The organism is Albibacillus kandeliae, assembly GCF_003116585.1.
GTDB lineage: Bacteria > Pseudomonadota > Alphaproteobacteria > Rhodobacterales > Rhodobacteraceae > Albibacillus > Albibacillus kandeliae.
This window is the reverse complement of record NZ_QEHM01000004.1, coordinates 436,646-449,287: the sequence shown is the minus strand read 5'-3', so window position 1 is coordinate 449,287 and position 12,642 is coordinate 436,646. Positions and strand designations below refer to the sequence as shown.

At 66.6% G+C, this 12,642-nt stretch carries 10 protein-coding genes; 4 read left to right on the top strand and 6 right to left on the bottom strand.

Going from position 1 to position 12,642, the window contains the following annotated elements; translation table 11 throughout:
* Positions 1-13: 13 nt before the first annotated feature.
* Together DDT93_RS12885 and trpS are read right to left on the bottom strand one after the other, a co-directional pair.
* Positions 14-580 carry a VPLPA-CTERM sorting domain-containing protein gene (locus tag DDT93_RS12885; protein ID WP_157960160.1) on the bottom strand — a complete coding sequence of 189 codons (567 nt, stop codon included), beginning with the start codon at positions 578-580 and terminating at the stop codon, positions 14-16.
* A gap of 596 nt (positions 581-1,176) precedes the next feature.
* Complete coding sequence (trpS, locus tag DDT93_RS12880; protein WP_109466249.1) at positions 1,177-2,196, bottom strand: tryptophan--tRNA ligase; 1,020 nt, start codon at positions 2,194-2,196, stop codon at positions 1,177-1,179.
* 91 nt (positions 2,197-2,287) lie between these two features.
* Here trpS and DDT93_RS12875 point away from each other — a divergent pair, with 91 nt between their 5' ends.
* Entirely contained in the window at positions 2,288-2,974 is a 687-nt protein-coding gene (locus DDT93_RS12875) for a rhomboid family intramembrane serine protease (RefSeq protein ID WP_109466248.1), read from the top strand.
* A 4-nt stretch (positions 2,975-2,978) separates the two neighbouring features.
* On the opposite strand, the gene murJ is transcribed toward DDT93_RS12875, so the two are convergent.
* From murJ to DDT93_RS12860, 3 genes are all read right to left on the bottom strand, one after another.
* The gene (murJ, locus tag DDT93_RS12870; RefSeq protein WP_109466247.1) at positions 2,979-4,517 is read right to left on the bottom strand and encodes a murein biosynthesis integral membrane protein MurJ; all 1,539 of its coding nucleotides are present in this window, start codon (positions 4,515-4,517) and stop codon (positions 2,979-2,981) included.
* A gap of 117 nt (positions 4,518-4,634) precedes the next feature.
* Positions 4,635-7,445, bottom strand: a complete 2,811-nt coding sequence (locus tag DDT93_RS12865; RefSeq protein WP_109466246.1) for a [protein-PII] uridylyltransferase — start codon at positions 7,443-7,445, stop codon at positions 4,635-4,637.
* Complete coding sequence (locus DDT93_RS12860; RefSeq protein WP_109466245.1) at positions 7,405-8,580, bottom strand: penicillin-binding protein activator; 1,176 nt, start codon at positions 8,578-8,580, stop codon at positions 7,405-7,407. Before DDT93_RS12860 ends, DDT93_RS12865 begins: the two co-directional genes overlap by 41 nt.
* Before the next feature lie 88 nt (positions 8,581-8,668).
* Here DDT93_RS12860 and rsmI point away from each other — a divergent pair, with 88 nt between their 5' ends.
* From rsmI to gshB, 3 genes are all read left to right on the top strand, one after another.
* Positions 8,669-9,526: a 16S rRNA (cytidine(1402)-2'-O)-methyltransferase gene (gene rsmI / locus DDT93_RS12855; RefSeq protein WP_109466244.1), complete on the top strand. Its 858-nt coding sequence runs from the start codon at positions 8,669-8,671 to the stop codon at positions 9,524-9,526.
* Positions 9,527-9,529: 3 nt separating this feature from the next.
* The gene (locus DDT93_RS12850; RefSeq protein WP_109466243.1) at positions 9,530-9,952 is read left to right on the top strand and encodes a YraN family protein; all 423 of its coding nucleotides are present in this window, start codon (positions 9,530-9,532) and stop codon (positions 9,950-9,952) included.
* Between the two features lie 210 nt (positions 9,953-10,162).
* Complete coding sequence (gene gshB / locus DDT93_RS12845; RefSeq protein WP_109466242.1) at positions 10,163-11,098, top strand: glutathione synthase; 936 nt, start codon at positions 10,163-10,165, stop codon at positions 11,096-11,098.
* Here gshB and DDT93_RS12840 read toward each other — a convergent pair whose 3' ends face one another.
* Complete coding sequence (locus DDT93_RS12840; RefSeq protein WP_109466241.1) at positions 11,099-12,610, bottom strand: YifB family Mg chelatase-like AAA ATPase; 1,512 nt, start codon at positions 12,608-12,610, stop codon at positions 11,099-11,101.
* Between the last annotated feature and the right edge of the window lie 32 nt (positions 12,611-12,642).

Sequence of the window (12,642 nt, the reverse complement as noted above, 5' to 3'; positions counted from 1 at the left end):
GTCGGCGTACCGATCAGGCTGCCTTGCGGCGGCGGCGCAGTGCGGCCAGACCGCCCAGACCAGTCACCAGCATCAGGCCAGCGGCCGGAACCGGAACCGGGGTGGTGCCCGAAGAGAAGGTCACGCGCAGGACCTTGGTGCCATTCTCATACTGAGTGGAGAACAGCATGGTAGCATTGGTTGCATCGTCGCCGGCCTTGGTGATGTAACCATCAGCCGAGAAACCTGCGAAGGTGTAGTCAGAGCCACCAACAGTCATGGTGTTCTCATAGAAGTCGGTATAGGCGGTCACGGTGAACTCGTAGTCGCCGACGCTCCAGACAGTTGCCGGGGTCACGTCGAAGTCGAGCAGGCTCATCGTCACCGTGTCGTTGATTGCGAGGTCCGAGAACGTGCCGGTTGCTTCGGTCACGTAAGCGTTCGTCACATTGACGCTGCCGGTTTCGTCGAACACTGCCGAAGCCAGTTCGATGTTGCCGGTGATGCCGAGGTACCCATTGATCTGGGCAGCCATGGCGCCAACAGGTGCAGCCAGCGTAATCGCTGCAGCAAGTGCGAGGACTTTCACTTTGTTAAACATCATACATATCCATATTACCGTTTTCACCCGACTTGCAGCATTACGCTACAATGTCGATCCCACGACCAAACTAACCTGAATGTACTGCGGGACAAAGAAATTCCGCCATATTTGGCCCCAATTCCGTCACAATGAGGCAATCGTGCCATCTTCTTGCCGAATTTCTCTCCCTTGGGTTGTGTGGATTCGGCGCCACTCATCGGAACTAGCAGATCTGATGCGAATTTGTCGCTCTGCTTCCGGATGATTCGGAGGTAGGGGCCCCACACCGCCCACGGGTTGCGAATCAACCCCTTACGCCCGCGAAACGCCGCTGAGACTCCCCCGACAAATACGCCATGCCACGGCAAATATTGACGATTCTCGGGCCTGATCTCCCTAGATATTGTTTATGTTAATGTGTGCGGTAATTGAACGGAATCCGACATTGCAGGATCCCCGCGCAACCTCAGGCAATATGCTTGCCGGGGTGCGAAAGTCCGCGTTTCAGCTTTTCCGGGAGAGGCGCAAGAGGCGCGTTTCTCCGGCGGCGAAGGGATGGCGAACCACGCCCGACCGGCGCCGGAGACAGGTGTTCGGGGGCTGATCGCGGGCGATCAGCCGATCATTCCGACGATCTCGTAGGTCTTCTTGAGGATCGGCGCGGTGATCTCGCGGGCCTGCTCGGCACCGCGCGCAAGGATGCGGTCGATCTCGGCCGGGTCGGCCACCAGCCGGGCCATCTCGCTCGAAATCGGCGTCAGCTTGGCAACCGCGAGGTCCGCCAGCATCGGTTTGAAGGTGCCGAACTGCATCCCGCCGACCTCGGCCAGAACCTGGTCCACCGTCTGCTCGGACAGCGCGGAGTAGATGTTGACGAGGTTGCGCGCCTCGGGGCGGTCTTCCAGCCCCTTGGCGTCCGACGGCAGCGGCTCGGGGTCGGTCTTGGCCTTGCGGATCTTCTTCGAGATCGCGTCGGCGTCGTCCGTCAGGTTGATCCGGCTGGCGTCGGACGGGTCCGACTTGCTCATCTTCTTGGTGCCGTCCCGCAGGCTCATCACCCGCGTGGCCGCGCCCTCGATCACCGGCTCGGTGATCGGGAAGAAGTCGACGCCATAGTCATGGTTGAACTTCATCGCGATGTCGCGGGTCAGCTCGATGTGCTGCTTCTGGTCTTCGCCCACCGGCACGTGGGTGGCGTGGTAGATCAGGATGTCGGCGGCCATCAGCGCCGGGTAGGCGAACAGCCCCAGCGAGGCCGCCTCGGCGTTCTTGCCCGCGGTCTTGTCCTTCCACTGGGTCATCCGACCCATCCAGCCCATCCGCGCCACGCAGTTGAAAACCCACGCCAACTGGGCGTGCTCGGGCACCTGGCTCTGGTTGATCAGGATCGACTTCTCGGGGTCGATGCCGCTGGCAATGAACCCGGCACACAGCTCGCGCGTGTTGTTCCTCAGGTCCTCGGGATTTTGCCAGACCGTGATCGCGTGCAGATCGACCATGCAATAGATCGTCTGAATCCCCTGGTTCTGGGCGTCGGCGAAACGCTTCAACGCGCCCAGATAGTTGCCCAGCGTCAGTCCTCCCGACGGCTGGATCCCGGAGAAAACCCGCGGTGTAAACGTGGTTTCACTCATTTCTGGTGCAACTCCCGGCTGGCAAAATCGACCTGCCTCGCTTACCCATGAGGGCAGGTGGCGTCAAGCTGCCGGGCAAGAGAGGCAAGCGATGACGAGTACCCAGCCGAAAGGTCCGGTCAATCCCCTGCCGCCCGTCGTGGCGGCCATGTTCCTGATCCTCGTCGGGATCGAAGTGGTGTTCCAACTGGGCGCCCACGGGCTCGCCGGCGGGCCGGAGGCGATCGGCTGGCGGCAGGAGGCCGCGAACCGCTACTCGCTCTCGACCGAGATGGTCCGCTGGATGTGGGAGACGCGCCAGACCCCTCCCGAGCTGCTGGTCCGCCTTGTCAGCTATCCCTTCGTGAACATGACCTTCACGCAGACGCTGATCGCCGGGGTCATGCTGCTGGCCATGGGCAAGCTGGTGACCGAGACCTGCGGCACGCTGGCTTTCCTCGCCGTCTTCTTCGTTTCGACCATTGTCGGGGCGCTGGCCTTCGGTCTGGTGATCAGCCAGCAGGCCTGGCTGTTCGGGGCCTTCCCGCCGGTCTACGGCCTGATCGGCACCTTCACCTACCTCCTGTGGCAGCGCCTCGCCGCCGTCGGCGCGCATCAGGCGCGGGCGTTCAGCCTGATCGGCATGCTGATGGCGATCCGCCTGCTCTTCGGTCTGCTCTTCGGGCTCGACTACGACTGGGTCGCAGACCTCGCCGCCTTCACCACCGGGTTCCTGCTGTCCTTCGTGGTCGCGCCGGGCGCCTGGGCCCGCCTCGTCTCCCGCATCCGGCAGGAATAGGTGGTCAGCCCTTCAGCGGGCGGCGGAACTCCGAGAGTTTCACCGCGCCGATGACCTGGCCAAGGCCGAAGTAGACGACGATACCGGCCACCACGAGCAGCGCCAGCGCCGGGTAGCGCCAGTAGGCGGTCCGCAGCGGCTCTTCGAGCGCAAGCGCCCCCAGCCACAGCACGGCGCCCATCACTGCCGAGACAAGGCAGATGCGCCACAGCCGCGACCAGAACCGCGCGTCGAACCGGGCGACGTCTCCCAGCGGCCGGGCCCCGCGCATCAGCTGCACGACCATGACCCAGCCCGCCAGCGTGGTGGCAAGCGCCGGGGCGGTCCAGCCCATCAGCGGCGCCAGCCCCAGCGCGGCCACCGCGTTCACCACCATCGACACCACCGCGAAGCGGAATGGCGAGCGCGTATCCTCGCGCGCGAAATAGACCGGCTGCAGGATCTTTTGCAGGACAAAGGCGGGCAGGCCCAGCCCGTAGATCGCCACCGCCATCGAGATGGCCGCGGTATCCGCAGCAGTCGTCTGGCCCCGCTCGAACAACACCGAGACCAGCGGTTGCGGGATTACCACCAGCGCCACCGCCGAGGGGATGGTCAGCGCGAGCGAGACCTCGCCCGCACGGCTGAAGGCATAGCGGCCGCCGATGTCGTCATTGGCCGCAAGGCGGCGTGACAGGTCCGGCAGCAGGACAACGCCCACGGCAATGCCCACCACGCCCAGCGGCAGCTGGTACAGGCGGTCGGCGGCATAAAGCCAGCCCACCGCGCGGTCGAAATAGCTCGCAACCTGCTGGCCGACCAGCAGGTTCACCTGCACCACGCCCCCGGCCAGCATGGCGGGAACCGCGACGCGCAGCAGGTTGCGCAGCTCCGGCGTCAGGCGCGGACGGCGCAGCGCCAGCGGAAAGCCCGCGTTGCGCGCCGCGAACCACAGCATGACCAGCTGGGCCAGCCCGGCAACCGGGATCGACCAGATCAGCCAGGGCGCGATATCGCCCCCGGCCCAGGCGCCAAGGATCATCGCCGCCACCAGCACGACGTTCAGCAGGACCGGCGCGGCGGCGGCGGCGGCAAAGCGGCCCGTGGCGTTCAGCACGCCCGAAAGCAGCGCGGCAAGAGACACGAACAGGATGTAGGGGAACGAGATGCGCCCGAACTCGACCGCCAGCGTGAACTCCTCCTGTCCGGCAAAGCCGCTGGCAAGTGCATAGATCAGCCAGGGCATCGTCGCCATGGCCAGCGCGGTCAGCACCACCAGCACCGAGGTCAGCCCCGACATCGCATCCTCGGCAAACCGGCGTGCGTCGTCGCTGGTTTCAAGCCGCTTCGAGAACATCGGCACGAAGGCGACGTTAAAGGCGCCTTCGGCAAAGAACCGGCGGAACATGTTGGGCAGGCGGAAGGCCACGACATAGGCCTCGTAGACCGGCCCGGTGCCGAGATAGGCCAGGATCATGGCGTCGCGGACAAAGCCCAGTACGCGGCTGAGCATGGTCCAGACACCAACGGTCAGGAACCCGGACATGAGACGGATCGGTTTCATCTTGATGACTGCCTGCGGTGGCCGCGTTCACGGCGCGTGTATCGTGCTCTTGGCGACAGGATTAGCCGTTTCCCGCGGCTGAGGAAAGATCCCCGCCCGGGATCGGCAGGCCGGCTCTCAGCGGTCGGCCCGCTCGGCACCCTCCTCGATGGCACGGCGCAACTTGGCTTCCAGCGAACGCTGCTTGGATTCCGAGTAGTACTTCAGGCCGAACATGTCCTTCACGTAGAAGGTGTCGACCACCTGCTCGCCAAAGGTCGCGATCACCGCGTTGGCGATGTAGACGTTGTTGGCCGACAGCGTCCGCGCAAGGTCGTAAAGCAGCCCGGGCCGGTCGCGCGTATCCACTTCGATGATCGTGTAGATATCGGAGCCTTCGTTGTCGAAGGTGATATGCGTCGGAACGTCAAAGGCCTTTTCGCGCTTCTTGATCTTGTCACGCGACTTCAGTGCGTCGCGCGCCACCACCTCGCCCCGCAGCGTCTTCTCGATCATCTGCGCAAGGCGCGGCAGGCGGGCGGCCTCGTAGGGTTTCCCCTCGGCGTCCTGCAGCCAGTAGGCGTCGGTCACGTAGCCGTCCTTGGTGGTGTAGCTGCGCGCGTCGACGACGTTGGCCCCGACCAGCGCCAGCGCCCCGGCAAGCCGCGCGAAGATACCCGGATGATCGTGCATGACGATGCAGGCCCGGGTCGCGTCGCGGTCCACGTCGGGGAACAGGCGGATGATGATCTTGTTCGGATCGTTCGCCTCGTCCATCTCGCGCAGCATGCCCGCGAAATCCACGTGGGCGGTGACATGCAGGCCCTGCCAGTAGGGCGGGTAGTGCCGACCCGTCTCGGTCTTGAGGACCGAGCGGGGCCAGTCGGGCAGCGCATCGCGCAGCGCCTTCTTGGCCTCCGTCCCGCGGTTCTCGCGGTTCAGGTCCTCCATGCCGTTCTCCATCGCCCGACGGGTCTGGCGATAGAGGCCGCGCAGCAGGGCGGCCTTCCAGTTGTTCCAGACGTTGGGGCCGACGCCACGGATGTCGCAAACCGTCAGCACCGTCAGCAGATCCAGCCGCTTGACCGTCTGCACCGCCTTGGCAAAATCCCTCACGGTGCGCGGGTCGGCGATGTCGCGTTTCTGCGCCATGTCCGACATCAGCAGGTGATAGCGCACCAGCCATTCCACCGTCTCGCTGTCTGCCTTGTTCAGGCCCAGTCGCGGCGCGACCTTGCGGGCGATCTGGGCCCCGAGGATCGAATGATCCTCCGGTCGGCCCTTGGCGATGTCATGCAGCAGCAGCGCGACGTAGAGGACCTTGCGGTTCACCCCCTTCTTGAGGATGCCCGAGGCCACCGGCAGGCTCTCGACAAGGTCGCCCTTTTCGAGTTCGGCGAGGTTGCGGATGCACTGGATGATGTGCTCGTCCACCGTGTAGCTGTGATACATGTTGAACTGCATCATGGCGACGATGGGTTCGAACTCGGGGATGAAGGACGACAGGACCCCCAGTTCGTTCATCCGCCTCAAGGCGCGCTCCGGGTTGCCGTGGCGCAGCAGCAGGCCCATGAAGATCTGCTGGGCCTCCTTGTTGTTGCGCATCTCGTCGTCGATCAGGTCGAGATTGGCGGCTACCAGCCGCATCGCGTCCGGGTGGATGAGCATGCCCGTCCGCAGCCCTTCCTCGAAGAGCCGAAGGATGTTCAGCTTGTCATTCAGAAAGGTCTCGGGATCCACCACGCCCAGGCGGTTGTTGATCACCATGTATTCCGGCTTCACCTTGCGCTTGCGGCGGAAGATGCGCTCCAGCAGCGGCTCCGGCTTGACGTGCATCGCCTCCAGCTTGCTGAGGAAGATGCGGGTCAGGTCGCCCACCGCGGTGGCGTGGCGGAAATACTCCTGCATGAAGATTTCGACCGCCCGGCGCCCGGCACGGTCCTCGTAGCCCATCCGGCTCGCCACATCGACCTGCAGGTCGAAGGTCAGCTGTTCGGTCGCCCGGTTGGTGACCAGATGCATGTGCGCGCGCACCGCCCAGAGGAATTCCTCGGCGCGGATAAAGCGCTCGTACTCGTTGGGGCGGAACACCCCGACCTTCACCAGATCGGCGGTATCCTCGACCTGATGCACGTATTTCGCGATCCAGAACAGCGACTGCAGGTCGCGCAGCCCGCCCTTGCCCTCCTTGACGTTGGGCTCGACCATATAGCGCTGGCCCTGCTTCAGGTGGCGCTTCTCGCGCTCCTCCAGCTTGGCCTGCACGAACTCCCGCGTACCTTGCGAGAACAGGTCGTTCTGCAGGCGGCGATGCAGGTTCTGGGCAAGCGGCTCGTCCCCCGCAAGATAGCGGTGCTCCAGCAGCGCGGTGCGGATGGTAAAGTCAGAGGTGCCAAGCCGGATGCAGTCGCGGATGGTGCGGCTCGAATGGCCGACCTTCAGCTTCAGATCCCAGAGGATGTAGAGCATCGACTCGATGACGCTCTCGGCCCAGGCGGTGATCTTGTAGGGCGTCAGGAACAGCAGGTCGACGTCCGAGAAGGGCGCCATCTCGCCCCGGCCGTAACCGCCGACGGCGATGACCGAGATACGTTCGCCCGAGGTGGGGTTCGCCAGCGGATGCAGATGGGTCATCGCCACGTGCAGCGCGGTGGTGACCAGCCCGTCGGTCAGGTAGCTGTAGGAGCGGGTCAGCGGCCGCGCGGCGAAGGGCGCCGCCGCAAAGGCTTCGGCGATGGCCTCGCGACCTAAGGCATTGGCCTCGCGCAGCAGCCGGACGACCTCGTTCCTCAGCTTGCCCGGGTCGCGGATCTCCACCGCCCGCGCGTCGATGCGCGCGCGCAGGCCGTCTCTGTCGAAGATGCGGTCGGCGTCGCAGATCAGATCGACTGCGGGCGCCGCCGCGCTATCAGAAACCGGCGCCTGCAAAGCTTGTCGGGGCAGGGTCAATCACAACCACCTGTCTGTTCTGAACCGAGGCCACGGCGAGGCCGCGCTCGCTGGTGCCATCGGGAAGGAAGCGGAAGATGCCGCCGACACCCTGGAAACCGGCGCCCTGCGTCAGGGCCGAGCCGCTGAGCGCATTGCTGTTGCCGGACCCGACCAGCGCACCGATGGCGGCGATCCCGTCATAGGCCAGACCGGCGATGGTATGCGGAGAGCTGGCATAGGCCGCCTGGTAGCGGCTGGCGAAGGCCGCCGCCTTGTTCGGATCGGGCAGCGCGAACCAGCCGCCCTGCACGCCCGGCAGATCCAGCGTCTGCGGGGGAATGTCCCAGCGGGTCAGGCCGATGTACTGGACCGACTGCGGCGAAACCCCGGCCTCGGGCAGCAGCTGGGTCAGCAGCGGCAGCGCGCCGGCGCTGTTGGCGGTCAGGAAGATGGCGTCGGCACCGGAGCTGGAGACAGTGTCGCGGATGCTCGGCACGGCGTTGATCACGCCCTGCTGGGATTGCTCGTAGGGCGCGGTGGCGGCGGTCTGGATCCCGGCGCGCGACAGCGCGGTACGGATCGCGGCGCTGCCGGTCTGGCCCGACAGGTCGTTGCCGCTCACGATCACCACGTTGCGCTTGCCCTGGCGTGCCGCATAGGAGGCCAGCCGGTTCGCGGTATTGGCGTAGGTCGCGCCCAGGATGAAGACGTTGCCGCCCGCAATGGTCTGGTTGTTGGAGAAACTCAGGACGTTCACGTTGCGGTTGCGCACGGCAAGCCCGACCGCGTTGGCGGATTCGGCATAGACCGGCCCGAGGATGATCTTGGCCCCGTCGTCGACTGCCTGGTTGGCGACATTCGCCGCGGTGGCCGCGTTGCCTGCGGTGTCGTAGACGCGCAGGTCGATCTGCACGCCCTGCAGGTCGCCCATCGCCATCCGCGCCGCGTTCTCGAGGCTCTGCGCGATGATCGCATCGCCCGACTGGGACGAGCCGCGCGGCACCAGCAGCGCCACCGGAACCGGCTTGGAGGTGTCGATCGAGGGGCCGCCGTTGCCCACCGGCACGGCGTCGCAGGAGGCGAGGAACAGGACGGCGAAGAGCCCCAAGAGCACATGGGCCGCCTTGCGGGCCCGGGCGAAACCGGCAAACATGGTCACTGTTTTTCCCTCTTGTCCTGCGGAATGGTTCCGCGTGGCAGTCGGTCTGGGATAATAGACTTCAATCAGGGCGGGTCCAGCGTTGAATTATCAGAAGGTCAAACTGGGGCCGGGTCTCCACTTTGTCGGAACCCCGATCGGCACCGCGCGCGACATCACCCTGCGCGCGCTCGACGTGCTGGCCTCGGCAGACCTGATCGCGGCGGAGGATACCCGCAGCCTGCGTCACCTGATGGACATCCACGGCATCCCCCTCGGCGGTCGGCAGGTGATCGCCTATCACGACCACAGCGGCCCCGGCGTGCGGGCGAAACTGGTCGAGGCGATGGCCGCCGGTCAGTCCGTCGCCTATGCCTCCGAGGCCGGGATGCCGCTGATCGCCGACCCGGGCTACGACCTCAGCCGGGCGGTGGCCGAGGCCGGTCACCCGGTGACCACGGCGCCGGGCCCCTCGGCCCTGCTGACCGCGCTGACCCTCGCCGGACTGCCGACCGACGCCTTCTTCTTCGCGGGCTTCCTGCCCAACGCCACGGGCGCGCGGAAGGGGCGGCTGGAAGAGTTGAAGGCGGTGCCCGGTACGCTGGTCTTCTACGAGTCGCCCAAACGCGTCGCCGCCTCGCTGGCGGATATGGCCGGGGTGCTGGGCGGCGAGCGCCCCGCGGCGCTCTGCCGGGAGCTGACCAAGAAGTTCGAGGAGGTCCGCCGCGGCACGCTTGACGAACTCGCGCAGTCCGTCACCGAGGCGCCGCCGAAGGGCGAGATCGTTCTGGTGGTGGACCGGGGGCGTTCGGAGAAAATTAGCGAATCCGATGTAGAAGAGGATTTGCGGCGGGCGCTGGAGGACAACAGCCTGCGCGATGCCGCCGACATCGTGGCGCGCATGCACGATCTTCCGCGCAGGAAGGTCTACCAGATGGCGCTGAACCTCGGGAAGGATTGAGTGATGCAGGCGGAGGCGGTGCTGGAACGCGACGATGCGGCTCAGGTCTCGGCCCGGCAGCGCCGGGGCCTCTCCGGACGGCGGGCCTACGAGAGCGGGCTTTCGGCCGAACAGCGCATCGCCCAGGATTATGAACGGCGCGGCCTGACCATCGCGCGCCGCCGCTGGCGTGGCGCCGGGGGCGAGATAGACCTGATCACCCGCAACGGCGAGGAGGTGATCTTTGTCGAGGTCAAGCAGTCGCGCGACCTGCATCGCGCCGCCGAACGGCTGAGCCTGCGCCAGATGCGCCGGGTTTATGCCAGCGCCGAACAGTTCCTGGCCGGGGAACCTGCAGGTCAGCTGACCCCCTCCCGCTTCGACGTGGCGCTGGTGGACGGCGCGGGCCGGTTCGAGATCATCGAGAACGCCTTTGGCCTGGTCTGACCGCCGAGGTCTGACGGGCCGGGGGTGAGGGCGGGATAGGTCGCTGGGGGCGCTGCCCCCGTCGCGCCGTGCGCGACTCCCCCGGGATATTTGGGACCCAAAGAAGCAGGCGGGTCGGAGGGCAACGATGCCGTGTGCGGGGCGGATCGGGATTGCGCCCGCCGTTTCTCTGCGCCATGACTTGCGCGCAGCGCACGAGAGGACCCGCAGATGAAGATCGCCTTTCAGATGGACCCGATCGGGGCCGTGAACATCAACGCCGACAGCACCTTCCGCATTGCCGAGGAAGCGCAGGCCCGGGGCCACGAGCTGTTCTACTACGGGCCCGACCAACTGGCCTTCGAGGAGGGGCGGATCACGGCGCGCGGTCATGACATGACGGTGCAGCGCGTGCCGGGCGATCCGGCGGTGCTGGGCCCGCGGCGCATGGTCGATCTCGCGGATTTCGACGTGGTCTGGCTGCGCCAGGACCCGCCCTTCGACATGCATTACATCACCTCCACCCATCTGCTGGACCGCCTTGCGGGGCAGACGCTGGTGGTGAACGATCCCTTCTGGGTCCGCAATTATCCCGAGAAGCTCCTGGTGCTGAACTTCCCGGAGCTGACGCCGCCGACCACCATCGCCCGCGATATCGAGGTGATCCGCGCCTTCAAGGCCAAGCATGGCGATATCATCCTCAAGCCGCTCTACGGCAACGGCGGGGCGGGCGTGTTCCGGCTGGATGCCAACGACCGCAACCTGTCCTCGCTGCACGAGCTGTTCACCGGCTTCTCGCGCGAGCCGCTGATCGTGCAGAAGTACCTGCCGGCGGTGACCAAGGGCGACAAGCGGGTCATCCTCGTCGATGGCGAGGTGATCGGGGCGATCAACCGCGTGCCGGCCGAGGGCGAGACGCGCTCGAACATGCACGTGGGCGGACGGCCGGAGAAGGTCGAGCTGACCGCGCGCGACCGCGAGATCTGCGCCACCATCGGCCCGCTCCTGAAGGAAAAGGGCCAGGTCTTTGTCGGCATCGACGTGATCGGTGACTACCTGACCGAGATCAACGTGACCTCGCCCACCGGCATCCAGGAACTGGAGCGCTTCGACGGGATCAACGCGGCGGCGATGATCTGGGAGGCGATCGAGGCCAAGCTGGCCTGATCAGCCCGCCAGTGTCATGATCCGGAAGCTGACCGCCTCTGCCACGTGGGGGCGGCGGACGGTCTCCGACCCGTCGAGGTCGGCGATGGTGCGGGCCACCCGCAGCACCCGGTGATAGCCGCGCGCCGAGAGGCCGGTCTTTTCCGCCACCCGGGTCAGCAGCGCGCGCCCGTCCGCATCGGGTTCGGCGACCTCGGTCAGCAGGCTGCCCTCGGCATCCGCGTTCTGGCGAAGGCCGGGATGGGCGCCATAGCGGCGCTCCTGCACATCGCGCGCCCCGGCGACCCGGGCGCGGACCGTGGCGGAACTCTCGCCCGTGGCGGGCAGGTCGAGGTCCGAGAAGGCGACGGGCGGCACCTCCAGCCTCAGATCGAAGCGGTCCATCAGCGGGCCCGAGATGCGGCCGAGGTAGTCCGTGCCGCACTGGGGCACCCGGGCGCAGGCGCGCGCCGGGTCGCTCAGGTAGCCGCACTTGCAGGGGTTGGCGGCGGCCATCAGCATGAAACGGCAGGGATATTTCACATGGGCATTGGCGCGGGCCACCATGACCTCGCCCGTTTCGATGGGCTGGCGCAGGGTTTCGAGCACGGTGCGGGGAAACTCGGGGAATTCGTCCATGAACAGGACGCCGTTGTGCGCGAGGCTGATCTCGCCGGGGCTGGCGCGCCGCCCGCCGCCGACGATGGCCGCCATCGAGGCGGTGTGATGCGGTTCGCGGAAGGGCCGCGTGCGGTTGATCCCGCCCTGGTCGAGCAGCCCGCAGAGCGACTGGATCATCGAGGTCTCGAGCGCCTCTGCCGGGGTCAGGGGCGGCAGGATGCCGGGGATGCGCGCGGCCAGCATGGATTTGCCGGACCCGGGCGTGCCGACCATGATCAGGTGATGCCGCCCGGCGGCGGCGATCTCCAGCGCGCGCTTGGCCCGTTCCTGTCCCTTGACGTCGCGCAGGTCGGGGCAGTGGCCGTCCTCGATCACCTCGCCGGGTTCCGAGGGCGCAATCGGGGCCTGCCCGGTGAAATGGCGCACCACCTCGACGAGGCTGGCCGCGCCGATCACGGTGGCGGCGCCCACCCAGGCCGCCTCGGGGCCGGAAGCGGCGGGGCAGAGCAGGGTGCGCTCCTCCTCGGCCGCCGCCATCGCCGCGGGCAAGGCGCCGACCACCGGCACGATGGAGGCGTCGAGGGACAACTCACCGAGCGAGACGGTGCACTGCGCCGCTTCGGAGGGCACGATGTCGAGCGCCGCGAGCAGGGCCAGCGCGATGGGCAGGTCGAAGTGGCTGCCTTCCTTCGGCAGATCGGCGGGCGAGAGGTTGACGGTGATGCGTTTCGACGGCAGCGCCACGGCCATGGCGCTCAGCGCGCTGCGCACCCGGTCGCGCGCCTCGGTGACCGCCTTGTCGGGCAGTCCGACGACGCCAAAGGCAGGCAGGCCGGGGGTGACCGAGCACTGCACCTCGACCAGTCGTGCCTGGACGCCCTGAAAGGCCACTGTGTAGGTGCGCGAGACCATGCGTTCCCCGGTTCATGGGTTAACCGGGGACA